This window comes from Peribacillus sp. SRI_006 (genome assembly GCF_057586375.1).
Genome location: NZ_JBYCZT010000012.1, coordinates 201017 through 226708, shown reverse-complemented (window position 1 = coordinate 226708; position 25692 = coordinate 201017). Strand labels below are relative to the sequence as shown.

The 25692-nt window shown below is 40.4% G+C and carries 25 protein-coding genes; 17 read left to right on the top strand and 8 right to left on the bottom strand.

Annotation, left to right across the window (positions count from 1 at the left end; translation table 11 throughout):
* From AC2YHV_RS18990 to AC2YHV_RS18965, 6 genes are all read left to right on the top strand, one after another.
* A partial coding sequence (locus AC2YHV_RS18990; protein WP_487373851.1) for a collagen-like triple helix repeat-containing protein occupies nucleotides 1–533 on the top strand: 533 nt, incomplete at its 5' end.
* Between the two features lie 424 nt (nucleotides 534–957).
* Entirely contained in the window at nucleotides 958–1503 is a 546-nt protein-coding gene (locus AC2YHV_RS18985) for a hypothetical protein (RefSeq protein ID WP_487373850.1), read from the top strand.
* A 595-nt stretch (nucleotides 1504–2098) separates the two neighbouring features.
* A complete protein-coding gene (locus AC2YHV_RS18980; RefSeq protein ID WP_487373849.1) occupies nucleotides 2099–2359 on the top strand; it encodes a hypothetical protein in 261 nt (86 codons plus the stop codon).
* Nucleotides 2360–2555: 196 nt separating this feature from the next.
* Nucleotides 2556–2777, top strand: coding sequence for a DUF3953 domain-containing protein (locus AC2YHV_RS18975; protein ID WP_239861535.1), 222 nt, complete (start codon nucleotides 2556–2558; stop codon nucleotides 2775–2777).
* A gap of 268 nt (nucleotides 2778–3045) precedes the next feature.
* A complete protein-coding gene (locus tag AC2YHV_RS18970; protein ID WP_487373848.1) occupies nucleotides 3046–3573 on the top strand; it encodes an RNA polymerase sigma factor in 528 nt (175 codons plus the stop codon).
* Nucleotides 3557–4708 carry a DUF4179 domain-containing protein gene (locus tag AC2YHV_RS18965; protein ID WP_487373847.1) on the top strand — a complete coding sequence of 384 codons (1152 nt, stop codon included), beginning with the start codon at nucleotides 3557–3559 and terminating at the stop codon, nucleotides 4706–4708. Before AC2YHV_RS18970 ends, AC2YHV_RS18965 begins: the two co-directional genes overlap by 17 nt.
* A 597-nt stretch (nucleotides 4709–5305) precedes the next feature.
* Here AC2YHV_RS18965 and AC2YHV_RS18960 read toward each other — a convergent pair.
* Nucleotides 5306–6076, bottom strand: a complete 771-nt coding sequence (locus AC2YHV_RS18960) for a sporulation protein (RefSeq protein WP_057216934.1) — start codon at nucleotides 6074–6076, stop codon at nucleotides 5306–5308.
* Nucleotides 6077–6464: 388 nt separating this feature from the next.
* Between AC2YHV_RS18960 and AC2YHV_RS18955 the strand changes: the two genes are divergently transcribed.
* Both AC2YHV_RS18955 and AC2YHV_RS18950 read left to right on the top strand, forming a co-directional pair.
* Nucleotides 6465–6848: a cupredoxin domain-containing protein gene (locus tag AC2YHV_RS18955; protein ID WP_063575117.1), complete on the top strand. Its 384-nt coding sequence runs from the start codon at nucleotides 6465–6467 to the stop codon at nucleotides 6846–6848.
* A gap of 158 nt (nucleotides 6849–7006) precedes the next feature.
* Nucleotides 7007–7561, top strand: a complete 555-nt coding sequence (locus tag AC2YHV_RS18950) for a hypothetical protein (protein ID WP_487373846.1) — start codon at nucleotides 7007–7009, stop codon at nucleotides 7559–7561.
* 57 nt (nucleotides 7562–7618) lie between these two features.
* Here AC2YHV_RS18950 and AC2YHV_RS18945 read toward each other — a convergent pair whose 3' ends face one another.
* Nucleotides 7619–9034 (bottom strand): PQQ-dependent sugar dehydrogenase, encoded by a 1416-nt coding sequence (locus tag AC2YHV_RS18945; protein ID WP_487373845.1) that lies wholly within the window; start codon nucleotides 9032–9034, stop codon nucleotides 7619–7621.
* Nucleotides 9035–9405: 371 nt separating this feature from the next.
* On the opposite strand from AC2YHV_RS18945, the gene AC2YHV_RS18940 reads away from it, so the two are divergent.
* From AC2YHV_RS18940 to catA, 5 genes are all read left to right on the top strand, one after another.
* Nucleotides 9406–9681 (top strand): ArsR/SmtB family transcription factor, encoded by a 276-nt coding sequence (locus tag AC2YHV_RS18940; RefSeq protein ID WP_034304356.1) that lies wholly within the window; start codon nucleotides 9406–9408, stop codon nucleotides 9679–9681.
* A gap of 108 nt (nucleotides 9682–9789) precedes the next feature.
* A complete protein-coding gene (locus tag AC2YHV_RS18935) occupies nucleotides 9790–10173 on the top strand; it encodes a VOC family protein (RefSeq protein WP_487373844.1) in 384 nt (127 codons plus the stop codon).
* Nucleotides 10174–10779: 606 nt separating this feature from the next.
* Entirely contained in the window at nucleotides 10780–11868 is a 1089-nt protein-coding gene (locus AC2YHV_RS18930) for a tetratricopeptide repeat-containing glycosyltransferase family 2 protein (RefSeq protein ID WP_487373843.1), read from the top strand.
* Nucleotides 11869–12077: 209 nt separating this feature from the next.
* Nucleotides 12078–15149, top strand: a complete 3072-nt coding sequence (locus AC2YHV_RS18925; protein ID WP_487373842.1) for a collagen-like protein — start codon at nucleotides 12078–12080, stop codon at nucleotides 15147–15149.
* A gap of 266 nt (nucleotides 15150–15415) precedes the next feature.
* Nucleotides 15416–16063: a type A chloramphenicol O-acetyltransferase gene (gene catA / locus AC2YHV_RS18920; RefSeq protein WP_487373841.1), complete on the top strand. Its 648-nt coding sequence runs from the start codon at nucleotides 15416–15418 to the stop codon at nucleotides 16061–16063.
* Nucleotides 16064–16601: 538 nt separating this feature from the next.
* Here the strand turns inward: catA and AC2YHV_RS18915 are convergent.
* A complete protein-coding gene (locus AC2YHV_RS18915; protein ID WP_487373840.1) occupies nucleotides 16602–18059 on the bottom strand; it encodes a S8 family serine peptidase in 1458 nt (485 codons plus the stop codon).
* A gap of 258 nt (nucleotides 18060–18317) precedes the next feature.
* On the opposite strand from AC2YHV_RS18915, the gene AC2YHV_RS18910 reads away from it, so the two are divergent.
* Complete coding sequence (locus tag AC2YHV_RS18910) at nucleotides 18318–18551, top strand: hypothetical protein (RefSeq protein WP_063575122.1); 234 nt, start codon at nucleotides 18318–18320, stop codon at nucleotides 18549–18551.
* A gap of 95 nt (nucleotides 18552–18646) precedes the next feature.
* Here AC2YHV_RS18910 and uraD read toward each other — a convergent pair whose 3' ends face one another.
* The 3 genes from uraD to AC2YHV_RS18895 all read right to left on the bottom strand — a co-directional run bounded on the left by uraD (nucleotide 18647) and on the right by AC2YHV_RS18895 (nucleotide 20859).
* Complete coding sequence (gene uraD / locus AC2YHV_RS18905) at nucleotides 18647–19021, bottom strand: 2-oxo-4-hydroxy-4-carboxy-5-ureidoimidazoline decarboxylase (RefSeq protein WP_487373839.1); 375 nt, start codon at nucleotides 19019–19021, stop codon at nucleotides 18647–18649.
* A 21-nt stretch (nucleotides 19022–19042) separates the two neighbouring features.
* Nucleotides 19043–20308, bottom strand: coding sequence for a nucleobase:cation symporter-2 family protein (locus tag AC2YHV_RS18900; RefSeq protein WP_336059329.1), 1266 nt, complete (start codon nucleotides 20306–20308; stop codon nucleotides 19043–19045).
* Between the two features lie 209 nt (nucleotides 20309–20517).
* Nucleotides 20518–20859, bottom strand: coding sequence for a Na-translocating system protein MpsC family protein (locus AC2YHV_RS18895; protein WP_487373838.1), 342 nt, complete (start codon nucleotides 20857–20859; stop codon nucleotides 20518–20520).
* A 310-nt stretch (nucleotides 20860–21169) separates the two neighbouring features.
* Here AC2YHV_RS18895 and AC2YHV_RS18890 point away from each other — a divergent pair, with 310 nt between their 5' ends.
* Nucleotides 21170–21430: a hypothetical protein gene (locus AC2YHV_RS18890; RefSeq protein WP_487373837.1), complete on the top strand. Its 261-nt coding sequence runs from the start codon at nucleotides 21170–21172 to the stop codon at nucleotides 21428–21430.
* Nucleotides 21431–21621: 191 nt separating this feature from the next.
* On the top strand, nucleotides 21622–22362 hold the full coding sequence (gene map, locus AC2YHV_RS18885; protein ID WP_487373836.1) for a type I methionyl aminopeptidase: 741 nt from the start codon (nucleotides 21622–21624) through the stop codon (nucleotides 22360–22362).
* Between the two features lie 339 nt (nucleotides 22363–22701).
* Here map and AC2YHV_RS18880 read toward each other — a convergent pair whose 3' ends face one another.
* Nucleotides 22702–23343, bottom strand: a complete 642-nt coding sequence (locus tag AC2YHV_RS18880; RefSeq protein ID WP_487373835.1) for a DUF2306 domain-containing protein — start codon at nucleotides 23341–23343, stop codon at nucleotides 22702–22704.
* A gap of 44 nt (nucleotides 23344–23387) precedes the next feature.
* Nucleotides 23388–23963 carry a pyridoxamine 5'-phosphate oxidase family protein gene (locus AC2YHV_RS18875; RefSeq protein WP_145504811.1) on the bottom strand — a complete coding sequence of 192 codons (576 nt, stop codon included), beginning with the start codon at nucleotides 23961–23963 and terminating at the stop codon, nucleotides 23388–23390.
* Nucleotides 23964–24252: 289 nt separating this feature from the next.
* Between AC2YHV_RS18875 and AC2YHV_RS18870 the strand changes: the two genes are divergently transcribed.
* On the top strand, nucleotides 24253–25455 hold the full coding sequence (locus AC2YHV_RS18870; RefSeq protein WP_487373834.1) for a macrolide family glycosyltransferase: 1203 nt from the start codon (nucleotides 24253–24255) through the stop codon (nucleotides 25453–25455).
* Nucleotides 25456–25692: the final 237 nt, after the last annotated feature.

Sequence of the window (25692 nt, the reverse complement as noted above, 5' to 3'; positions counted from 1 at the left end):
GAGCACAAGGACTTCAAGGAATTCCAGGGCCAGCAGGAGCTACAGGAGCACAAGGACTTCAAGGGATTCCAGGGCCAGCAGGAGCTACAGGAGCACAAGGATCAGTATTAGATTTCGCGGATTTTTATGCATTGATGCCACCTGATAATGCAGCAACAGTTGCTCCTGGTACAGACGTCGATTTTCCGCAAGATGGACCTAATAGTGGGGGGGGCATTTTCCGTAATGGTGCCAGTCCCGATCAATTTGTGTTAAGAGATATCGGTATCTACCAGATCTTGTTTCAGGTGAGTGTGACCGAAGCAGGCCAACTGATTTTAACTCTCAATGGTGCTGACCTAGCCTATACGGTGATCGGGCGGGCAACCGGTACGTCTCAGATAGTAGGAATGGCTCTTGTGCAAACATCAGTCATCAATTCAATACTCACTGTACGAAATCCTGCTGGCAATTCCACGGCGCTTACCATCACTCCTTTGGCTGGAGGAACAAGGCCTGTTTCAGCACACCTTGTTATCACGCGACTCAGCTAGTTGGGGAAAATTGAATGACCTACCCTATACCGAACCAAGCTAGGTTGGTTTGGTAGCATCTTTCTCACTAACAACTCGTTAAATAAAGTTTAAGAAATCAAACCTCCTAATAATATGAAAAGGAGCAAATGGGATTTGCCTGATTTATTAGAATCCCAACTGTTTTATATTGAACTTAAGGTTACGAATTCCAAGAAGAAGGCTGCCAAATTTGTTTTTTTGAATGTGCGAAATTAGAAAAATCATCTATTTAAGTTAAAGTAAAAAGCACCCTTCTTCAACTAACGGGGGCGTTAGCTTAAGATCAGAGCTGTCTTTTAGGCAGCTTTTTCTCTATGGAACTAACGGGGCAGGTTAGTTTAACAAGGTTAATTCATAATATGTATAGAATATGTAGAGAGTAGGTTCATTTGAAGGAAATGAGGTGGCTATCATAAAGAAAATTCTTAGTTTATTGTTTTTGTTTGTATTGTTTATTGGTGCAGTTGCTTGTAACAAAGATGTGATCAAAGAAAACAGTGAAGAAAAACCCCTAAAAGAGGAAAATGTGGTCAAAGTAGAAGAGGCAGAAATACTATTTAATAACTATAGTAAAGAACTATATACTATTAAAGATCCATCCAATCCCCCAACTTTTGATGAAATCGCAGAAAAGATTAAATTATATTTAACAGAAGAACAATATAATGCTGAAATCGCTAACCGTAAATTTCAAATACCAGAATTGGTATCCAAACAAATTAATAAAAGTATTGAAGTACAAGATGTGAAACTTGAAGAACAAAGCAAAAATGATGATGGCACAATAGATTACTTATATACAACAACATTTAAAGTTTATGACGAGAATTCATCTAAAATTTATGAAAAGGAAGGAGAATTAACCATATCCACTACAAATAATGAATTAAAAATCGATCGTGATTGGAGTAGAGGGGTGAAAATTGACGGTTTAGATGGTGGCCTATAAGAGCTTATAAATGAAGAGTCATATTATGCAAGTGTGCTCTCGTTTTATTTAATTAAAGCGCCCTGTTTGTTGAGGACTATAAAGATTTAACGCATTGGATTTTGCACTAAATCAATTCATTAAAGTAAGGAATGGAAAATATATTTCATAATGGTTGTTGCAGCACCTTTTCTATATAAACCCCACAACAATGAAATGTAAAAATTCGGAACTAAGTATTTCGTATTCCTGAGGAAGGTGAACGCAGTTGATGCAATGTTGTTTTATACCTAAATGACTCTTTAACACAGAAAAAGTTTTAACCTCGTTTATGTTATAATTTCGATTTATACTATGACTATTAGATTGGTTGTTGAAGATGAAAAGGAAATAAAACAAGAAAAACGAATCAAATATAATTAATATGACATTTGGAAGGAATTCTTATGTTAAGGACGATGAAACAGATTTTATATTTGCGTGGTTACATCCTATTATTTCGTGTAGGTTATGTATCAAGTATTTTATAAAATGGATAACGTCTGTGGATTCTTCTTTAGCACCTAATGTTCATCGTTACTACATTTTGTTCTTTACATTGATATTGAGGTCATTTTTGTGGATTTATATTGGGATGGGAATTGGAGTAATCTCAAATGATGAGTCAGATGGTATGAGGTTAGTGACAGAGATTCCAATGGCTTTCGGGATGTCATTTTTATGTATATTTGGACTATTGTTGGTTTTACGGATTGTCATTTCTTTCTTTGAACTGATCAGACTATTTAAAAAAGATAACTTAATTTTGTATGGTTTGGGAGTTACCGTTGTATATGGATTTATTGGCATGGTTATGTCGGGAAGTGCAATGAGGTAGTTTTATACAATGTTATTCTGCAGGTAACGGGTGCGTTTACTGGAGATCGGAGCTGTCTTTAAGGCAGCTTTTTCTTACGGAACTAACGGAGCAGGATAATGAAAGAATTAATTTCCATTTTTTATACAAACGACAAGGTGTTAAATGGTATGATTGGAAAAGAATTTAATTTTTAGGGGGAAATATATTTTTGAAAGTGGTTAGAACTATTTTAGCGATAGTGGTTATTGTTCTATCAGGTTATAGTCTAATAACTCAAACCTTTGAGTTAATGCCCTATTATATGTTTATCCTTGGGGCATTTATTTTAGTGTCAGGATTTATCGAACTTCAAAAAGACAGAAAAGGATTTTGGGGATATATGAATATTGTTATCTCTTTATTTATTTTCATTTTTTACATACCGTATTTCTTATAGAACTAACAGGGGCGTTTGCTGAAGATCGGGGCTGTCTTTAAAGGCAGCTTTTTCTTATGGAACCATAGGGGCAGGATAGTTCCTTGATCATCATGAGTTTAGAGCATGATTTTTACCTTATTTCTAAGACAACTGATAAACATCAGTTCTATAAAAACAAAAAGATCTCTAATCTAAACTTTTAGAGATTTTTTTTACGCAAAAACACAACTTTTATTTAGTTAGTACGTCTAAGTATTGAAAATTTAAGAAAAGGAGGGGTGGAGACTTGTCGGAGTACAGAAAATTAGAAATTGCAGATTGGTATGACCAACATAGTAAATCCATTTTAAGCTTTATTTTATTGATGGTTAAGGATTATCAACAAGCAGAGGATTTGACCCACGATACCTTTGTAAAAGCGTACTTATATCATAATTCATTTAAACAGCATTCCAGTGAAAGAACATGGCTATTCAGTATCGCTCACAACTTAACGGTTGATTTTTTAAGAAAACGCAAACCCAGCAGGTTCTTTAAAGAAGTGTTTCTCTTGCAAAAGGACAATACCTCATTACCTGAAGAAATGATTCGAATAAAAGAGGAATCATCTGAACTATATAAAGCGTTAGGGGAAATCAAAGATACATATCTAAAGGTGATCGTTTTAAGAAAAATCAAAGGTTTTTCGATTGAGGATACAGCAAAGATATTGAGTTGGACTGAGAGTAAAGTTAAATCAACTCTTTTTAGAGCTATTCCAGCCTTAAAAAAACAACTAATAAAGGAGGGGTATTTGGATGAAAAAACAATATGAAGATACTGATTTAGATATCTCCTTAAAGAAGTTAAATGTCGATCTACTGTGGAAAACCAAACAAAAACAAGAACTGAAAAAACGAATCATTTCTGATATTGAAAAGTTGGAGTCCCAAGAGAGAAATAAGAATCCTATCCTATCAACTAGTATCAAAAAAGTAAGTCTGATCAAGAAAATAACATACTCTGGAATCGCGTTGATCATATTATTGGGTTTATTTATTGGCTCAGCTTTTATCTCTCCAGCAATGGCAGAGGTTGTATCAAAAGTCTCTTTCATAAATCAAATTGTGCAAAGCTTGAAGGAAACGGATGACAGGAAAGGAAAGCTAGATGCTTTATATGACGAGATATCTAAAAAGTTAAACGAGAATAAGGAGTATGAAGGAAAAGTAGAAGTAGGAATGTCATGGCTTTTTTCCTCCGAGCCTCCTTCATTCACTGTTTGGGTAGGGGATGAAGATTTTAAACAAGAACATGAGGATGAAATTAAAGATATTATTTTTAAATGTGCTAAGTCTTATAAAATTGATGGAGTTGAGGTAGTACTAGAAGTACGGGATAATGTTGAACCAAGTGAAAAAAATAAAGAATTAGAGAAACTTACAGATGAAATACTTACAATAACGCAAGAGGTTGTAGAAGAAAAGGGTTATACCATTTTAGCTAGTGGAGTATCTACGAACCCCAAAAGGGTTACCGTTAAAGTGGGGATTGAAGGAACAAAGCAACATTACAAAAAAGTGGAGAGTCAAATAGAAAAACATGTACATGATGTAATATATGCAAAAAAGCATGAGAAGTTTAAAGTTGAAGTCAAAAGAGAAAGTGAAGACGAAATTAAGGGTCAGAGTTGGCAGCCTATTTTTACAGCAGTTATGGAAGAAACACATAAAAAGTTTAAAGAAACAAATGGTTTTGCCTACTCCTTTCATCCAAAACCTCTTGAAATCATTTTAAAGACTTCATTATCCAAAGGAGAGGAGACTGAAGAGCAAGCTGAAAGAATTGAAGAGTATGCAAGACAGGTAGTTGAAGTAAAAAGGAAGGAATTATCCGTTGAAGCAATACCATATAAAGTCATTATACGTGATAAAGATCATAAGAAATTGTATGAGGAATTGCACAATTAAAATATATTGCTTCTTCGACTAACAGGTACTTTACTTCTCTATGGAGCTGGAAACAGCTTCTTTTCTTATGCAACTATCGGGGCAGATTAGTTTAACAAGGAAAAAGTTCATTTATTGTTAAAATCATAAAAAAATAGGGGATTGTTTAGTTGGATTGCCAGCCAAAGAATAGGAGTGGTTTGAATTTATGGCAATATCAAAGAAAAGATTCTTCATTATTTGTATAGTGGGTATCATACTCAAGTATCTTGCAAGCTCTGGTCTGCAATACTTCAGGGGACAAACGATAAATTGGTTAGGGAATGTAGCATACGCATTCTATTTCGTAGCATTTCTTTCACTTTTACTTTGGTTATTTGGAGATTCTGGTAAGAAAAAAGCTGATCATTAATACAGTGATTGGCTCAGGCTGTTGAGAAACCCTCGACAGCCTTTAATGAACTAATAGGTATTATTGTTTAATGAAAAATCTAATAATCTAGTATAATCGTTATTCTTTTGACTATATTGTCTATTAATATGGTATTGATTGGAGAGAAACAGGTATGACCTTAACTGATGTATGGGGTTTATATAAGGCAGATAAGCAAATCCAATTTATCGAGAATAACGGGATAGTATATCCATCAGTTCTTGCTTGGCTGTTTCTACACTTTCTTTTTGGAAATGTTTGTATTGCACTCGGATCTTGGATTCATCCATTCCTGCTGCACTTTCCAAAAACCCAGAAAGTCCTCTTGCTTTTCTATCCACTTCGATGAATAAATCTACGGATTGAGCGTCCGCGACGAATCCGATTTCAACCTCATCAAGGCTTCTTTGGAATGGACCGCCCTTTGGCTTGTATTCGAATTCCTGAAAGACACCCGTTTTGCTACGTTTGAAGGGTACATTTTTCACTTTGTTCAAGTAAAACCCTAATGATTCGATTGCTTTTAGGAAGCTACTGACTGTTTCATTTTCAAATACGTTTATATAATCGTTATCTTTAGGGTCCAATGCGAACGTCACATCCATTTCCGTCTTCATCCACACAGACACGTCCCCTATCGTGATTGGCGTTTCGTACGGAAGTTGCAAGGAAAACGGAATCACCTTTTCTTCGCCTTTTTCAATGACGAATGCATCCGAAACCTTTATTTTGTAAAGGGTAACATCATCTAAATACTTACGGTCATCCTGTTCCCTCAAAACCTGTGTCATCACATGGATGTACAGCCCATTGATTTCCTGTTGGGTGTTTCCGCCAAGGACAAACACGTTCCCTTTTACCGTTTCTCCTTGTTTGTATGAATCTTTTTCTAATTTTGTATCCACTTTTGCCGCACCGATTCCGATGCTTGCTTTCATTTTATCAAAAAATGACATGTACATAATTCCCCCTTTGTAAGTCTATAAATAGCATAGCATAATAGGTTCATGGGCGCCTCTAGAAGGGGGCCATGAAAAAGTGAAACCACAAAAATTTATGCATATCTAACACACGTATAGGCGTTTGTATTAGAGTTCATCCGCATGACTTAAGTGGCTATCTTAAAGCTTGGAAAGAATGGAGAGTGTATCTTCCTTCTATTTAAATTTATAATGGTAAAATGTGAAAAAGACTATGATGCAAAATCATAAGATTGGACTCCAGAAGATCGTCATTAGTGGCGATCTTTTTCTTTTCACCTATTTGAACGCGCACTGTAACCAAATTAATAGTAATAATATTTTATGAATTAGAAAAAGATAGGGAGGGAAGGAGGGATTGCGAATGTCAGTGAAAAAGTGGGTAACGGGATTGGTCGTTATGCTTGCAACGGTTGTAGTTGTGACAACTCTAGGATCATTCGGCGTATCTGCCGAATCCCGTGTTGTAGCTCAGCCTGCGGTGAAATCGATTGTGGTCGAGTTGAACGATGATTTCTTTAATCCGGAAGCCATCACTATTCCGAATGGAACAGCCACAACGTTGATTTTGAAAAACAAAGGTAAGAAAGAGCACACCTTCACAGTGGAAAAGCTCGGAATAGACGCAGAGGTTCAGGCAGGTAAAGAAAAAACCATTACCGTGCAACCGAAACAGCCGGGTACATATGAACTGATATGCCGGTACCATTTCCAGGAAGGAATGGTTGGGAAAGTGATCGTCGAATAAAAGGCAGGGCCAATATGGCCTTGTTTTTTTATTAGGCAAAGGAAAATCCTTTTTCATTTCAGGATATGGATGTTGGATCTTTAATAATGGTTCCACCTCTAATGAATGGCAAATATAATGTAGGGTAACGTATAAACCATTTAGAATGAGGTGGAAATGTGTATTTTTTTAAACCTATTTCTGATGAGGTTCGTTTATCTCAAATCCTATTCAATAAACATAATAGAACGATGAAGCTCATTTTAGTGTCCATTTTTGCCTGCATTGCTGCCATACTTCAGGCTGCTGGTGGCTTTTTACCAGGTATAGGATACTTTATAAGTCCCCTAGCCACTGCGCCCATCCTGTTAGGTTCCATGTTTTCCATTCCATTTGGAGTGGTGAGCTACCTTTTGACAATTATGTTGTTATTCATCCTACAGCCAACTGAACTCATTGTATTTCCTTTTACAACAGGATTGTTGGGACTTGGCATAGGGGCATCTTTTTCTTTTTTGAGGAAGAGATTAAGTGTTATTGCTGCTGGTGCCATTCTTTTAATGTCAGGAATTATGAGTCTACTATTTATTTTTCACTTTCCGGTTTTAGGTCCAGCCGTGCCTGTTTCCTTTTCAATTCTGATAACTGGTTTTTTATTAGCTTTCATTTATAGCTGGTTTTGGGTTGAAGTTGCTTTGATGATTTATAAAAGATTAAAAACGATTATAGTTTAGTGAGTCTCCATCACTCGTTTTTAATTTCAATTCATTCTTGATTAAGTAGAATTTTAGTTAGGATTCAACGATTTCAAAAATCGTACCTTGGTTAAAATCAGTCACTTTCATAGAGCCATAGACCCCTAAATATAGTCTGGTTTGATCCAGGTTCGTTCCCAAATTAACATAATAAGCTGATTGAGACCCAAAATCATAATCGGTCTGTATCACACTAAATTCATTTTGTTCACCATTTGGTCTTACGGTGGTATAAGCTAAAGCCCCTCTTACCTGAGGTTGAGATTCTTTCCGGGCAAGATCGGTAAACACAACGCTTCCTGTCAAAGCAGGGATTCTTTCCCCCATATAGGCTTGCACCCCTGTAAGTGCAGTTCCTCCAAACTTATCGGGTCTGGAATCTTCATGAAAATAACTAGTCAAAGGCTGAAGACGGCTCCCTGAAAGCGCAGCTGCTTCATTGTAATAAGCAATGGTTTTCTCATCCAATGCCGGATTATCCGTGCATCTTCTGATAATCGATGCAGGAAAAGCACCTTCCCAGCCTCGCCAGCCCAAGTTAATGAACCCTTCTTTGTCAGGTTCAGAATTCATGAAAGGAGCTTGAACAAGCTCAGTAACCGGTATTGGTTTATACTGAACGAATGAAAAAATCGACTCGACCAAATTCTGGCCGACATTTCCCGCATATTTAATATACTGATTATAAAACCTTTGAAATGAAATGCCTGGTATATTGCGCACCCCTTTGGCCATTACCATGAGCGTTTCCTGAATAGTTGTGGGAAGTTCATTAAAACGTGTGACAATGGGTGGATTATTGTAGGAGATATTCTTATCTACATCCATTTCAATTATCTTACCGGCGATTTCCAGATCGTCCTGGCTTAAGTTAAATGGATCATAGCCTGATCCGCCATCCCCGGTTGTTAATACAAGTTTTCCTGTTTCAGGTGAAAAGTTTAAACTATTGACCCCATTATGATTTAAAAATGGCCGTCTTAAGTTAAGTAAAGTCCGTCGTTTTTGGGGTTGACCATTCGCTTGTAAAATCCATTCTTCAATTGTATCAATATGGTCATATTTAGTTTCTCTATTCACCCACCTTAGGTTTAATGTTTTGGGATCACACGGGTCAGGCTTAAAAGACTCAGAAAGAGCACCTGGTCCTTGTGTTCCGGCCACTGAATAATGAAGATAAAACAGACCGTTATGATAAAATTCGGGATGAAACGCCAGCCCCAGCAATCCCCGTTCATCATATCCGCCACCAGAAGCGCCAAGTTTTAGGATTCGCGGGCGAATATCTAAAAAAGTCCTTATCTCTCCGTTTCCTATGTAAAAAATCTCCCCTACCTGGGTTGCAATAAATAATCTTTCAATGGAGTCACCCGGAAGTATAGTCGTTTTCAAAACAGTAGGTAAATTTATCTTACTTACAATGGGCCGTAAACCAACCTTCACTTTTATCAACTGATTTTGCCCCCCTTCTTATGGTTTTCTTTAATAAGAATATGATTAGAACTGTCCGTTAGTACCAATTTAGGCAGGGGGAATCTGATAAGGCAATGCACCACTTTCAGCAGGAGCGTAAGGAATCTGATGGAGTGCGTTACGTGACGGGGCGGATTAAGGTGAAAAACCAAAACCAATACTTAAATTGTCTGCAATTATGGGAAATGAATGAGTGTTGGGTTATACATGATGGGGCCTGATGATGGAAATAATAGATCAACATATGTATTTGTCGCTTTCGTCCATCAGGAATAGGTGCCATTGACAAGCAACCACACAGTTGCTTATACTTGTTGACACGCAACTGTGGAGTTGCTTATAATCGATGTATGTGGGATAAAGACGCTATATTCAAAGCACTCGGCGATTCGACTCGGCGGCTGATATTGGACGAACTATCTGAACGCAACGAGCTGACGTTGTATGAGCTTACGGTACGTCTCATTACGAAGCACGACCTTGCCATTTCGCGACAGGCAATCGCTAAACATCTAGCTGCATTGGAAGATGCAGGACTCGTAAAATCAAAACGAAAGGGAAAATATCGAGTACTAATGTTCAATAACGAACCACTTAAAGACTTGCTGAAAGGATGGATAGAGTAATTTTATATAATCGAAACAGGACTTCAGAAGAATGTGTGGGTTTTTCTGTTTGGAACCAGTTTATTTGCAGAGCACCAGCGTGGTAAATATTAGAGGAGGCAAAAGATTATGAAAATCATTGTTACCAGTTTATTTGTAGAAGACCAAGACAAGGCACTGGAATTTTATTCGGAAAAGCTGGGATTTGTAAAAAAGCATGACATTCCCATGGGGAAATTCAGGTGGATTACGCTTGTTTCTCCCGATGCTCATGATGGTACCGAGCTTTTACTCGAACCGAATGAGCATCCTGCCGCAAAGGAATATCAAAAGAAGATAGTAGCCGAAGGCATCCCAGCAACAATGTTTGGCGTTGCAGATATTCATAATGAGTACAAACGGCTATTGGAAAACGGCGTGAAGTTTACGATGGAGCCGACAAAAATGGGAGAAAGCACTATAGCGGTCTTCGATGATACATGCGGCAACCTTATTCAGATAGTGCAGCAGTAATTTTATGTGAAATAGTTTTATTGTAATGTTTTTAAGTTGGAGGAAGTGTGTTCATCTTAAACAACTTTAAGTTAACCCTGTCCTGATTTTAGGACAGGGTTTTATATTTTTGGAGTGTAAAAATAAATGACAATGTTGTCATTCTCAACATTTTAAAAAGTTTATAAATCGAAAAAATAACCCCGAAAGATCGGGGTTATTTTTTATTTACTTGGCGTCCACTTTTTTTTGAGCTCTGTGAACTTGTGTTTCCAATTTGAAATTCATTACCTAGTTCAACATCATTTCTTTTATCCTGTTTCTCGATTTGCTTTCTCGTTTGATCCTTGTTTTGCATCCCTTGTTTAGACAATACGTATCCATCTCGCTTTCAATATTATTGTTTTTAATATGCGCAAGTATAAGGAAAATACGTATTATTATTTAAAAAATAAAACAAATTAGGTCCTTCAGCAAAGGAATTATAACAAAAATGCGTTTGCAAAAAAATCTTAAATTTCCTGCAATTAACGATTTTCCTTGTCATGTCTTGGATTTAATTAGATCACCCTATCTCCAGACATTATAGCAGGCAGAATCTAATATGCTGTTATGGGAGGTGGTTTAATGGGCGGGATTTCAATTAGTTTATGCATGATTGTAAAGGATGAAGAAGAATCCCTTCCTACCTGTCTTGCTTCTGTTAGGGAACTAGTCGATGAAATGATTATCATTGATACAGGATCAAAAGATAACACGAAACAAATTGCCTCAGTCTTCACTGATCATGTTTATGATTTTGAGTGGATTGATGACTTTTCGGCTGCGAGAAATTTCGCTTTTTCTAAAGCGACAAAAGAATATATCCTTTGGCTTGATGCGGATGATATTTTAACAGAAGAGAATAAGGAGAAATTTTCAACGCTGAAAAAAGAGCTTCCTCCGCACTTCGATTCTGTCATGATGTTTTATCATCTTTCTTTTGATGGGAATGGAAACCCCAGCTTCAGTTCCAGGCGCAACCGGCTCGTAAAACGGGAAAAGAGTTTCCAATGGATAGGATTCGTTCATGAGTATCTTGAAGTGACCGGACTCACATTTCAATCGGATATTGCCATACATCATAAAAAGGTAAAAAGCTTTAATGATCGTAATTTGAGAATTTACAAGAAGGCCCTTCAATCAGGAATGGATTTTTCACCGCGCGACAAATATTACTATGCGAATGAATGCAATGACCATGGTTTATATGATGATGCCATCCAGTGGTATCATAAATTTCTTGATGAGGGTAAAGGATGGAGCGAGGATAACATTCAAGCCTGCGGCAAGTTGGCGGACTGTCATATTCAATTAAAAGATTGGAGTTCAGCTGTCCAGAGCTGTTTAAAGTCTTTCGAGTACGATACACCAAGAGGGGAAATATGCTGTCGGCTCGGATACATCCATATGGAGCAGCATGAATATGAACGCTCCATATTCTGGTACAATCTGGCAACACAAATAGAAATACCAGAAACAAAAAGCCCTTTTATCGAGCGGAATTGTTACACATGGCTGCCGCACATTCAGCTTTGCGTATGTTTTGACCGCATCGGCAAGCTAGAGGAAGCAAAAAGACATAATGAGTTAGCTGCTGAATACTTTCCAGATCACCCTTCCATCGACTATAACCGCAGCTACTTTCAGAGTATCGAAAAAAAGGAAAAAAGCTAATCTCTTGAACGCCAAGGGATTAGCCTTTTTTTGCTTCTTGAAAAGTTAAATAGGATGATTCAATTAGCCCATGGCAGAATACTGGATAATTTATGCGGAAGGGCTTGTGCCGTTTCACTGTTGTTGCAAATTTCATAAATTATTATAAGGTTCTTACGTCCAAAAAAACACCTAGTATTTGGAAAAACATTAAGAGGGTGAAACAAAGTATGCCAGAATTCTTTGATGGAATAACATCTCAAAATGCTTCCTATGCCAACTCCATTAACATTCCCACTTCGTCTGAGTACCAACTTTTTGGACAGGTTGGCCTTAATGTTAGCGAAGCAATTCCCACTTCAATGATTCGTGTTCAATTTGACGGGATCATCACCTTGAAAATAAATCCAGAAGCCAGCGTTCCTGCACATTTTATTGAAATTAAAATTGTTAGAGGGACCAATCCTAATGTTAATACAATTTTTAGCGGTATTAAGACTATTGTTGTTAATGGCTCTGAGGTCGGACCTCAAGAATACGCATTTTCAGCTGCAGATTACAATGTCCCCAAAGGTTTAGGATATTTAGAATATACAGCTTTTGTTCGTAACATTACTGGTTCAGTTGATACAGATGCTACGCGTGTTGGTCCTGAGAGCTTTAATGTGTCAGCTAGTGGAACTACAGGAGCCACCGGATCCACCGGGGCCACGGGAGATCCCGGAGCCGCCGGAACCACAGGAGCAACAGGAGCAACAGGGGTCGCCGGAGCCACGGGAGCGACGGGAGCTGCCGGGGCCGCCGGAGCCACAGGAGCGACGGGAGATCCAGGTGTCACCGGAGCCACGGGAGCCACAGGAGATCCCGGGGTCACAGGAGCCGCCGGTGCAACAGGAGCAACCGGAGATCCAGGAGCAACAGGGGCAACAGGAGCAACAGGAGCAACAGGAGCCACCGGCGCCTCGGGAGCCACAGGAGCCACAGGAGCCACAGGGGCTACGGGAGCAACAGGAGAACCAGGAGCTACGGGAGTCACCGGAGCCACGGGAAATCCCGGAGCCGCCGGAAACACAGGAGCAACAGGAGTCGCCGGAGCCACCGGAGCCGCCGGGGCAACCGGAGCAACAGGAGTCGCCGGAGCGACGGGAGCCATGGGAGCCACCGGCGCCACGGGAGCGACGGGAGCCGTCGGAACCACAGGAGCCATGGGAGCCACCGGTGCAACAGGAGCAACCGGAGATCCCGGCGCAACAGGAGCTGCCGGAGCCACGGGAGCAACAGGAGAACCAGGAGCTACGGGAGCAACAGGAGCTGCCGGAGCTACGGGAGCAACAGGAGCGACAGGAGCCACGGGAGCCATCGGAGCGACAGGAGCCACGGGAGCCGCCGGATCCACAGGTGTAACAGGAGCCACGGGAGCCACCGGAGCAACCGGAGCTGCCGGAGCCACGGGAGCGACGGGAGTAGCCGGAGCCACGGGAGATCCAGGTGTCACAGGGGCAACAGGATTTACGGGAGCAACAGGAGATCCCGGAGCAACAGGAGCTGCCGGAGCCACAGGAGCAACGGGAGTAGCCGGAGCAACAGGAGCCACAGGATTCACAGGAGCGACGGGAGCCGCCGGAGCAACAGGAGCGACGGGAGCCGCCGGAGCAACAGGAGCGACGGGAGCCGTTGGAGCAACAGGAGCGACGGGAGCCGTTGGAGCAACAGGAGCAACGGGAGTAGCCGGAACCACAGGAGCGACGGGAGTCGCAGGAGCCACGGGAGCCGCTGGAGCCACGGGAGCCGCCGGAGCCACGGGAGCGACGGGAGTAGCCGGGGCCACGGGAGCAACAGGATCAATAGGATCAACCGGGGCCACGGGAGCAACAGGATTCACGGGAGCCACGGGAGTAGCCGGAGCAACAGGAGCAACGGGAGTAGCCGGAACCACAGGAGCCACGGGAGCCGCTGGAGCAACGGGAGTAGCCGGAGCAACAGGATTCACGGGAGCCGCCGGAGCCGCCGGAGCGACGGGATCCACCGGAGCAACAGGATTCACGGGAGCCACGGGAGTAGCCGGAGCCACAGGAGCAACGGGAGTAGCCGGAGCAACAGGAGCCACAGGATTCACAGGAGCGACGGGAGCCGCCGGAGCAACAGGAGCGACGGGAGCCGCCGGAGCAACAGGAGCGACGGGAGCCGCCGGAGCAACAGGAGCGACGGGAGCCGCCGGAGCAACAGGAGCGACGGGAGCCGTTGGAGCAACAGGAGCGACGGGAGCCGTTGGAGCAACAGGGGCCTCGGGAGTCACTGGAGCCACAGGAGCGACAGGAGTCGCCGGAGCAACTGGAGCAACAGGGGCCACGGGAGCCACAGGATTCACGGGAGCCGCCGGAGCCACGGGAGCGACAGGAGCAACAGGTGTCGCAGGAGTCACCGGACCCACGGGAGCCGCCGGATCCACGGGAGCGACGGGAGTAGCCGGGGCCACGGGAGCAACAGGATCAATAGGATCAACCGGGGCAGCAGGAGCCACCGGATCAACCGGAGCCACAGGTGTAGCAGGAGTCACCGGAGCAACAGGAGCCGTCGGAACCACAGGGGCAACCGGTGCAGCAGGAGTCACCGGATCAACCGGAGCCACAGGTGTAGCAGGAGTCACCGGAGCAACAGGAGCAACCGGAGCCACGGGAGCCACCGGAGTCGCCGGAGCCACGGGAGCCGTCGGAACCACAGGGGCAACCGGAGCAGCAGGAGCCACCGGATCAACCGGAGCCACAGGTGTAGCAGGAGTCACCGGAGCAACAGGAGCAACCGGAGTCGCCGGAGCGACGGGAGCCACGGGAGCCGCCGGAGCCACGGGAGCCGCCGGAGCAACAGGGGCCACGGGAGTCGCAGGAGCAACAGGCGCCACAGGTGTAACTCCTCAATTATTTTTTGCTGAAGCGGCTGGTCCAATCGCTCTCACAACGACTGGAACCGAAACGACAGTGGTTACAATGAATGTACCAACTACTGTTGGCCAGAGCATTAAAGTGGACTTTGCGGTATCAATTGATGTGGTCACTACGGCCAACTCGAATTTTACCTTTCAAACTAGGCTATATCGTAATGGTGTTTTAATGGATACACGTGCGGTTCAAAGAAGTGTAACTTCTGCAGGTACATCAAGGTTTCCTGTTGCTTCTACTCATGTAAATATTGCTACGATCACTGGAACTTCAACATATGAAATTAGAATCGCTTATACAGTTGAAACTAATGTAACCTCCTCAAGTGCTATTAATGTCGATATTAACGCAATACGCTTTCCGTAATGAAAGTAACTCCACATCACCAGCCATATCCTTCAAGAGGGTATGGCCTTTTTTTAGGACATAAGAATAAGAAATGGTGATGCTTAATGCCTTATGTTATTAATGGGGCAGGATCGTTAAAGAAAGTAATCTCTGTAAGTTGATTTTAGTCTGGGAATATTTGATAATGTAGGGGTATAAATTCGTTTACAAAAGGATGACTGTCATGAAAAAAGCAGAGGAAATAGCCTCCTAAATCAAGTAAAACACATTAGGAGGCGTTGTATATGAAATTCAATATGATTGATCGTGAAAATTGGGTTCGAAAAGAGTACTTTGAACACTATTTACAACAACAAACAACATTCAGTATAACGAATGAAATGAATATTACTGTTCTTATGGAAAACTTAAAGAAGAAAAATTATAAGTTATATCCCGCGTTTATTTTCATGGTTACAAAAATAGTTAATTCCCATCGAGAATTTAGAACCAGCTTTAACCAAGAAGGGAATTTAGGTTATTGGTCAGAAGTTTTGCCTTCTTATACAATTTTCGATAAGAAGACATACACATTTTCTAGCATCTGGTCACCAAATGCAAGTAGGTTTTCTGAATTCCATTCCCAGTATGAAAAAGATATAGAAGAATACAATGGTACGGGTGGTTTATTTCCAAAGACCCCTATACCAGATAATCATATTCCGATATCCATGATCCCTTGGAGTTCTTTTACGGCATTTAATTTAAATATTAATAATGGTGGCGATTTTCTCTTACCCATTATAACTGGGGGGAAATATTCACAAATAAAAGATGAATGGTTCTTGCCTGTTTCGTTGCAAATTCATCATGCAGTTTGTGATGGGTATCATGCAAGTGTTTTTATGAATGACTTCCAGAGGTTTGCTGATGAAAGTGCAGACTGGCTCTAGTTGTTCATCAGGAAAATACAAAAGGGAACTGTGAAAGCAGTTCCTTTTTTTATAGAATTAAAAAAAGGTTTATGTACCGTTAGTTCAATAAGTAGATGTTTTTGGCGTGGTATTATATGGATGTGAGAATGACCTACATAATTTAAAGGGAGATGATTTAATGTCATTTAATATTTTGATACCAATTATTATAATGGGTCTCATAATTCTTTGCGGCTTTGGAATTTTCAAGTTTGCCAAAATCGTAAAAAGGTGAGGCTAGCCGGCTGCCATTACTTATGAAACTAAAGGGGCAGGATAATTCCATAACACAAATTGGAAAATGCATATTTACTTGGACTAGAATTTGTAATTAAGCGATAAAACAAAAAATCCCTGCAATTAAGCAGGGGATGAATTTTAACTGGTGAGTTGTGTTAATTAGAATATGGCTTCACGCATTTTATGTGTTTCCGTTTTTTATATTTCAGGCATATAGCCTTTATTGTTATGGATATATTTTTCCTAATTACTGTTCGGGCTTGTACTTTTAAATAAGCTACTTCTTTATATTTTCCAATGCTCTATAAGCATTTGCTTCTCCTGAACCAAATAAAGCATCTTGTCCTTTCTTTCCATAGTCAAGAGTTGTTTGCTTAATGCGAGCTGTTACTTGGGCTGGTTTATACTCCGGATGAGCTGCCTTAATAACCCCTGCAATTCCAGCTACTTGAGGAGTGGCCATGGAAGTACCAGCATTAAACTCATATGAAGTACCTAAATAGGTAGGCCAAGTACTAAGGATTAAGTTACTTGGATCAGCCGCCGCAGGGTCATTGGTTTCTGCATATTCAGGCCCGAAATCCCCTCCGGGAGCTGCCACGTCAATGGCACTGTTTCCATAATTAGAGTAGAAAGCAAGCTGTTGAGTTGACCATTTTGTGGAGGCAGACACATTAATGACTCCTGGCAGCTGTGCCGGTACCACGGTTGCAGGCCCTTTCACGCTCATACCATATGGTTCATACAATTTATTTAAAAATTCGTTAACTTCCTTCTTATCATCTAAATTTAAACTTTCATTACCACTGCCGGCCACTACAGTTACTCCATTCTTTACTGCATATTGAATGGCTCTCTTCCAAAGTAACGTTTCAGCGATTGATTTATAACTTTCTCCCTCAATTGTCATTTTGTTATTATTATAGAAACGTAGAGACATATTAATAACATCTACCTTGTCATTTGTTGCTGCAATGATTCCATCTATAATCCAAGTTGGTAATCCAAGGGCTTGCTCTGAGTATAATGCGCGATAGGATCTGATTCCTAAATCCGGCCCTACACCCTTTACTTTACCATTTGCGCCAATGATCCCGGCAACGTGAGTGCCATGCCCATTGCGGTCTTTAATATCAGTGGGATCACCTGTTTCAGATTCATCCATTCCAGCAGGAACAAGATTACGTCCGCCTAATATATTATTCTTTAAGTCAGGATGAGACTCATCAATTCCGGTATCTATCACTCCCACCACTGCTTTATGAGTCATAATTCCATCTTTATTTTTATATCCGCCTGTTTCTAAATCATATGATTTCCCGTCGTTGGTCACCCTTTGTATATCCCATTGGGAGTCCCAATAACTCTCAGAATCTTGCTGGCTGATGATACTGGATCCATAGTTATAAGGGCTGACTGCTGTTTTGTCTAAGGTTAGGGGAATTTCTCTGTTAGCAGCTTCTATTGAAGAATGAGCTTTTAAGTTTTTAAGAAAAGAAGGCTCGTCCGATTGAGCTTCTATTCCGCCAACCTCGGGAAGGACTTTGGTTATTTTACCACCGGCTTTCCGTATTACCTCTTGATAATTCTCTGGTAAACCACCTTTAAAGGCTATTGCGTATGAGTCATTCAGCTCCTGATTTTGACTCTTTGCTTGGGCAGGAACATCACCAACGGAAAGTATCCCAGCTCCTACAGCAATCGAAAGTACCGTATGTAGAATTCTCTTTTTCATATGTCTCCTCCTATATAATGGAAAATATTAACCATTTACTATCTTAATATACAACAACTAAAATTCCAAGTTTTTCTAATGAATCTATTATTGAAATTGGCAGCTCTTTTTGATCGGGGCAGTTAGTTGAAGAAGGGAATGGTTTTTTTGTCTGGAATATGTATAGTGGGAACTGTGAAAGGTGTAAAAAACCTGTGTCGCCAAAAGGTTTATATATCAATGCAATTCAGCATCAATCAATATATGAGGAGGGTTCAAATGGATAAAAGAGTTCAATTTGACTTTGAAATCAAGTTTACTAATGGCGGTGGGCTTCAAGGGCAGGAATTCCGCCTTGATATTGATGGAGATGACATCACTGACCAAGAGTTAGCCAAGTATATTGTAGAGGATATGAGGTTACTAATGGTTGGAGAAGTTAAGATATTTAATAAAAAGATCATTAATGAAAAACATAAACGAAAACCTGTTGATGAGAAATCCGGAAAGTAACCGGCTTTTTCAGCTAACAAGTGCGTTAGCTGAAGGTCGGAGCTGCCTTTAAGGCAGCTTTTTCTTATGGAGAAGGGGCAGGACCGTTCGGTAAATCATTGACGAAAAGAGCAATTAAAGGGAATATCAAATCGATGGACATACTCTTTATTCATATCCAGCAAAAGCTCATATTCTGCTTCTGATAGCTGACTCAATCCAGGAGTTTTTAGTTCACTCTGGGAAAATGAACTCATCGTTTTTCGTGTTCCTAAATGGGGGTGGGCCTGTATGAAGTTCAACTTTTCTTCCTCACTCGCTGTTTGGACAACGCTGACCATCCTCTCATAAAGCGACTCACAGGAACTAAAAGGACGAAACTCCCCTGCCCTTTGGGCTACCCAAGGAGAGTGTTCAAATATGTCCTTTAACTTTTCCACAAACTCAGACAATGGAATTTCATTTAATGCATTCAAAGTTGCATGTATCATAACCCCTTTATCTTTTTTTCATTAAACATGTGCTTCGTTAGCTTCCTCATGCTGGAGGGATGCTGGAGCTAGAACAGTACGGAAATTAAAAAATAGGTTCATAAAGATAGCAGTTAGGCTTCCGGTAATCACTCCATCGCTAACGATGATTCGAAGGGATGGAGGCAATTGACTAAATAACTCAGGTACGACGGTTGATCCTAGTCCTAACGAAATTGAGCAAGCAATAATAAGTGCATTATGTTGATTGTTGTAATCTACTGAACCTAGCATTTTAATTCCTGAAGACACGACCATACCAAACAACACAACCGTAGCACCGCCAAGTACCGGGGCAGGAATAATGGTAGCAAGGGCCGCAATTTTAGGAATTAAACCAAGAAATACTAGGATACTACCTGCTGCAACCACAACGTTCGTTGATTTGTTTTGAGATAGTTGAACCAACCCTATATTTTGCGCAAAGGTGTTGTAGGGAAAGGCATTAAAGATCCCTCCCAAGGTGATGGCCAAGCCTTCTGCTCGATATCCTCGAGTGAGATCATCTTGTGTAACAGGACGATCACAAATTTCCCCTAAGGCAAAAAATACACCTGTTGATTCAACTACAATGACTAATCCTACAATTAACATCGTAAGTATTGCACCGATCTCGAAGGATGGGGCACCGAAATAGAACGGTTGAGGAATACGGAACCATGAAGCTTCTAAAACCTCATGGAAATCTACTTTCCCCATCATCGCTGCTAGTGCTGTACCTGCGACAATCCCTAAGAGCACGGAAAGAGAGCGGACATACCCTTTAAAGAAACGATTGATAATAAGAATAATAGCGATAACACCCATGGACAATATCAAGTTATCTAAGCTACCGAAGTCCGGATTCCCTGCTCCGCCTGCCATATTTCTAACTCCCGATGGAATTAACGATAGTCCAATGATCACGACGACAGTTCCCGTGACAACAAGTGGAAAGAACTTTACGAGTTTTCCAAGATAGCGAGCAAATAAAAAAATGAAGAGTCCTGCTACTATAATTGAACCGTAAATGGCAGGAATACCATATTGTGATCCGATAGCGATCATCGGCGACAGGGCAACAAACGAAGCACCCAATACAACGGGTAGACCAATTCCAAAATATTTGTTTTTCCATGCTTGCAGTAAGGTAGCGATACCGCAGGTTAATAAGTCAATGGCGACCAAGTAAGCCAATTGCTCCGGAGTAAGGTTTAATGCCCTCCCAACAAGCAATGGAACAAGAATCGCCCCAGCATACATCGCCATGACGTGCTGGAATCCTAACGAGAATACTTTTGAATTCACCTTTATTCCCCCTTAATTTGCTTTATAACAAAAGCCGCAGAAATAGAAGGGGTCTCCTCCTATATCTACGGCTCCTAAACCACGTATAACGAAATTTAAGCTCCTGAATCCCTGAAACAAGTCCGTGAAGAAAAAATGATAAATCAAAATTTCTCCAATAATAAGGTTGGTTAGATACCAAGTGATTGTTCTAGGTAAATCACCGTACAAGCATGCTCACCTGTAGAATCGTAATCCTTAAATATGGTGTTGACCTTCACTCCAAATCGCTTCTCAAAGTTTTCTTTTAATCGAATTTTATATTCCATGGCTAAAGCCCCATCGACGGATAAGGTCAGCTCAGAATACCTTTCACTTAATACTGAGATTAAAGGCGAGCGCTTCGTCTGCGCAAAAATGACAATGCGATTATCCTGGATGTCAATTGTTTGCTTACTAACTCCCGCACTATAAATTTCTTGGTTGATGTCATTATATAACTGCGACAGCTGCTTTTTAAAAGAAGAATTCATCCATACTCACCTGCTGCTTCTAGTTCTTGAATTAATCATATAAATATTATTGCCCTTTGTCACTATTAATGTAAGGAAATCTAACATAGTATTTTACATTTGCTTACCAGTCCATAGCAGCTCCATCCGTCTTGGAATCAACACCTCCCGAAAAAAGAAGCCTTGATATTCGATAAGAATGGCATTAACATGACCATATTCTCATTCAACTCCTCCAATACTTAAACCTGGATTTACTAAATGCCTGTTGGGGATTCATGCTTTAATCTAGCATTTTCGTGATAATCAGAGCTTATGGAAACAATGGAAGTTGCCAAGAACGAGAGTAAGAAAACTCAAAGGACTCGGTGTCCCATTTGGAAAAGCATATGAATGGGGAAAAATAGCAGAAAGGGCTATTGGCGCCTCTGCTTTTGGAACTGTAGGCCTTTCGCTTGTTATTACACCGGAATTGAGTGCTGCCGGGAAGGTCGTAATCCTGACTTTAATATTTATAGGGAAAATCGGGATGTTTACATTCTTATTCAGTATGGGGGGCAAACCATTAAAAACATGCGTATCACTATCCTAAAGAGCGCATCATTATAGGATAAAATAAAGTACTGCTGCAAATGTTGTTGTCTTTTTCCTGATTGAAGAAAAATTCAAGCTGAGGGGCATCGTACCCAAATATGTACATTGCTTTTATTTTTCGCTAAAATAAAGGGTATAATGAATGCTTATATAGTTTATTGATGATAAAAGATAATGAGGTAGAAAAAAATGATTGCAAAAACAGAAGATGATTTTAATGGTTTGAAGGAAATTGGCAAAATTATTGCCTCCATTAGAGATGAATTGGTACAAAGAACAATTCCGGGCATAACGACCAAAGAACTTGATGATATAGCCGGGGAACGTTTAGAAAAAGCGGGTGCAGTTTCAGCTCCAAAAGGTGAATATGATTTTCCTGGCTATACTTGCATAAGCCTAAATGATGAAGTGGCACATGGCATTCCGGGTGAGCGGGTTATTCGTGAAGGGGATATAGTAAATATAGATGTATCTGCTTCAAAGAACGGTTATTTCGCAGATACAGGAATCTCATTTGTAGTAGGCGAAGGAGAAGAAGTATTAACGAAATTATGCGACGTCGCCAAAAAGGCATTTGAAGCGGGTCTTAAGAAAGCAAAACCCGGTTCCAAAAAAAGCAGAATCGGAAAAGCGGTGTTCGAAACAGCGAGACAGCATGGATTCACGGTTATCAAAAACCTTACAGGACATGGTGTTGGACGTAGAATACACGAAGCACCTGACCATATTTGTAATTATTATGATCCATGGGATAATGACATATTAAAGGAAGGGATGGTTATCGCATTCGAACCATTCATCTCAACCTTTGAAGAAGAAGTATTCCAAAAAGAAGACGGTTGGACCTATGCTACTGAAAAAAGCTTTGTAGCTCAAGTGGAACATACGATTATCCTTACTAAAAATGGACCGATCATTGTCACGCTTTAATTCAAGCATAGACGGAAAAGGCGCGTATTCATATAAGTTGTTCGCCTGAAGTAACATATGAATTCGTACAGTTTTAAAAAATGTTTCTCGCATCTAAAGGAGTTGCTTTTGCAGCTCCTTTTTCATATGAAACTATAGAGGCAGGTTAAACAAAGTTTCTTCGGATTTTTTTCTAACAGATAATTTATTCACCTTGTAATCGTTACTCCATATAATAAAAAGTAGATAGGACAACTCTCTCCTGTCCTATTTATTCCCATCCGGTTCATTTGAAGTAACTATTCTTAGCGGCGAATAGTTACTTTTTTAGTTACAAAGAATCTTCGCCAAACAAGTCAATTAGCTGATTTCTCTACCCGTTTTTTTATTAAGGATCATCCACTCCACTATGACAAAGTTGAGAACGAGCCCTGCCCAAATGTTCACATTCAATACTTCTTCGATCATCTTATCTCTTCCTTCTGGAAGCATAAATCCATTAAAAGTGTAATAAGTAATGAGAAGGACGGGGACTAGTACACGTGCACTGACTGCTACTAGAGTTATACCAAAACTACGCATCATCCATATTCGGTGTGCATGAAAATGCCCTTTAACAGCTGTACGGTAACCCTTCCAACATGTGAATAACCACAGAATGGCCAGAGTAAGAAAAGCTGCTGCTTTTGTGAAACTTTCTATATAGAAGACAACGGCAAGAGCAAGAATTCCACTAATAAAAACACTGACAACATAAATCCTCCCCACATAGCGATGAACCTTTGGGTTTTTCAAACGAATACGATCCATAAACTGAAGAAAACCTGTTATTAAGGCAATAAAGGCGCAACCAATATGTGTAACCAGTATAGAATATTGTGTTGTCGAATTAATATCTACACGGCTGTTAGCAGGATTTAAAGTTAGATAGGGAATCATGAAAGGAATCATAATCCCAACCGAGACTATAACTAAAATCCAACAACCTTTTTTTTGCATCATACCTTTTTTAACTCCTTTATTGTTTGTACCTGACAAGCAGAATTTTAGGTGGTTTTAGAGTCATTCGATAATTTTTTCCCTAATGGTGTCAGAATGCCATCAATGGTGGAGGAGTTCTTTTCACGCAAATAATTTTCCAGTTCAGCTTCACCCTTTTTCATGTTAGACCGATTCAATGTTTCACGTTCATTGGAGTAGGTCATGAAGGGGACACTATATCCGCAAGAGGTTTGGACTTTATGAATTTTGGCTAAAATGATTTGTCTTGCACCGGGCATCATTTCAAAATGACCTATCATCCGATCCCATTCTTCTGTTTCAGGCAGAATCACCCTACCTGAACCATATAAGCGCAAGATCATCGGCGGACCTTCAAATGCACAAAACATAAAGGTGATCCGGGCATTTTCATTAATATGTCCGCTTGTTTCGTTACCACTCCCGGTTAGATCCAAATACGCAATTTCGGTAGATGATAGGATGCGGAGGGTATCATACCCTTTTGGAGAAAGGTTTACATGCCCAGCCGCATCCAAAGGTGCAGTTGCAATAAAAAACAAATGCTGTTTCTTTATGAAGTTTTGATGCTCAGCTAACATTTCCGGAAAATACTTTGCCATCATTATTCCCTCCAAAGAAATCCATTTTAAAATATAAGTTCTCTATTAATGAGTGGATTACCTTTTTCAGCTATACTGCCCTGATGAAAAAAGCGACAGCTACATACAGCGCTCATTTTCCCTTTAAGAATCCGGCTGACCTTTATGAACGATATTAATTTTAGATTACAAGGGTGATTAAGAATTTGAGATTTTCCAGTATTGTACTATGATAAATTTATATTGTTTGAATTTGGAAGGGTATGGGAGAGTGAACATACTCTTACAGAATCATTTAAGGAGTGGTAGAATGGCACGTGTTTTATTTATTAATGCTGGATCAGAAGGACATATCAATCCAACTATTGGAGTTGTGCAAGAGCTTATTTCGCGTGGAGAAGAGGTAGTGTACTTTACGATAGAGTCTTTTCGGGAACGTATTGAGAAGACGGGAGCTACTGTACGAACAATTGACGGTGAAAAATTCATAGAAGCTTTTCTCTCAGGGGGAAGAAATTATTTACTCGAAAGAATCAACGGTCTTTTACATACGATAGATATCGTCATACCTAGCGTGCTTGAACAGATCAAAGGAGAGCATTTCGATTACATCATCCATGACTCCATGTTTGGCTGTGGACGTATGCTTGCCCAAATCCTTAAGCTTCCCGCAATCAATTCTTGTACTTCTTTTGCGCAGACAAAAGCATCATTCGATAAAATGCTGGAACAGCTTTCTAAAGAAATCACTCCAGAAATAGGTAAACCTATACAAGATGAATTTCAAAGACTGACGGCAATGGCGAAGGAAAAATATGATGTGGAGATCCATTCTGCTTACGAAGTTTTTTGTAATCCTGCACCACTTTCAATCGTTTATACAACTAGGGAGTTTCAACCTTTTAAAGAAGCATTCGACCAAACTTACAAATTTGTAGGTCCGTCCATTTCTTCACGAATAAAGCAGGATAACTTTGACCTTGCTGATATCAATGGAAAAAGTCCCCTTTATATTTCGCTTGGGACGGTTTTTAACCGGTCTCTTGATTTTTACAAGCTTTGTTTTGAAGCATTTGGAAATAGCGATCACACGGTGGTCATGTCGGTCGGTCAACAAACCCCGCTAATTGACTTAGGAGAGATCCCCAAAAACTTCATTGTGAAAAAATACGTTCCACAAACGGACGTGCTAAAATACACTAAATTATTTATCACACATGGCGGAATGAATAGTACCAATGAGGGTCTCTACTATGGAGTTCCGCTAATTGTCATCCCGCAAAGCGCGGATCAGCCGATGATTGCAGGGCAAGTTGCCAATATCGGAGCCGGTATTACATTACAAATGCAAAGCTTGACTGCAAATCAACTGCGTGAGGCCGCAGATCATGTGTTAAACGACCCAACCTTCCATAAAACTGTTTCAAAATTAAAAGAATCCTTTCAAAAGTCGGGTGGATATCACCAAGCTGTTGATGAGATTTTTGAATTTAAAAGACAATACGATATTTAAAAATGTATGATCGGCGGCATTTTTTTAGCGGCAATTCTTTTTTATTGTAAATGAAGGAATGAATCAAATTGTATTTTTGAAAGATGTAAAAGTGGTCTGCTATTTATATGGTTAACCTGAGAATAATGGATATGGTATATTTTTTGAATTTGAGAATGCCGGCTATATGCTTAATATTAAGTATGATTAAAAAAATTCGAATAGACAGAAACGACAGTGTCGTATATTTGAGAAAAT

Coding starts and splice junctions, on each gene's coding strand:
- AC2YHV_RS18965 (WP_487373847.1), top strand. CDS start 3,557: ATGAAAAAACAATATGAAGATACTGATTTAGATATCTCCTTAAAGAAG.
- AC2YHV_RS18960 (WP_057216934.1), bottom strand. CDS start 6,076: ATGTCATTTTTTGATAAAATGAAAGCAAGCATCGGAATCGGTGCGGCA.
- AC2YHV_RS18955 (WP_063575117.1), top strand. CDS start 6,465: ATGTCAGTGAAAAAGTGGGTAACGGGATTGGTCGTTATGCTTGCAACG.
- AC2YHV_RS18940 (WP_034304356.1), top strand. CDS start 9,406: ATGTGGGATAAAGACGCTATATTCAAAGCACTCGGCGATTCGACTCGG.
- AC2YHV_RS18935 (WP_487373844.1), top strand. CDS start 9,790: ATGAAAATCATTGTTACCAGTTTATTTGTAGAAGACCAAGACAAGGCA.
- AC2YHV_RS18930 (WP_487373843.1), top strand. CDS start 10,780: ATGGGCGGGATTTCAATTAGTTTATGCATGATTGTAAAGGATGAAGAA.
- AC2YHV_RS18925 (WP_487373842.1), top strand. CDS start 12,078: ATGCCAGAATTCTTTGATGGAATAACATCTCAAAATGCTTCCTATGCC.
- catA (WP_487373841.1), top strand. CDS start 15,416: ATGAAATTCAATATGATTGATCGTGAAAATTGGGTTCGAAAAGAGTAC.
- AC2YHV_RS18915 (WP_487373840.1), bottom strand. CDS start 18,059: ATGAAAAAGAGAATTCTACATACGGTACTTTCGATTGCTGTAGGAGCT.
- AC2YHV_RS18910 (WP_063575122.1), top strand. CDS start 18,318: ATGGATAAAAGAGTTCAATTTGACTTTGAAATCAAGTTTACTAATGGC.
- uraD (WP_487373839.1), bottom strand. CDS start 19,021: ATGATACATGCAACTTTGAATGCATTAAATGAAATTCCATTGTCTGAG.
- AC2YHV_RS18900 (WP_336059329.1), bottom strand. CDS start 20,308: ATGGCGATGTATGCTGGGGCGATTCTTGTTCCATTGCTTGTTGGGAGG.
- AC2YHV_RS18895 (WP_487373838.1), bottom strand. CDS start 20,859: ATGAATTCTTCTTTTAAAAAGCAGCTGTCGCAGTTATATAATGACATC.
- map (WP_487373836.1), top strand. CDS start 21,622: ATGATTGCAAAAACAGAAGATGATTTTAATGGTTTGAAGGAAATTGGC.
- AC2YHV_RS18880 (WP_487373835.1), bottom strand. CDS start 23,343: ATGATGCAAAAAAAAGGTTGTTGGATTTTAGTTATAGTCTCGGTTGGG.
- AC2YHV_RS18875 (WP_145504811.1), bottom strand. CDS start 23,963: ATGGCAAAGTATTTTCCGGAAATGTTAGCTGAGCATCAAAACTTCATA.
- AC2YHV_RS18870 (WP_487373834.1), top strand. CDS start 24,253: ATGGCACGTGTTTTATTTATTAATGCTGGATCAGAAGGACATATCAAT.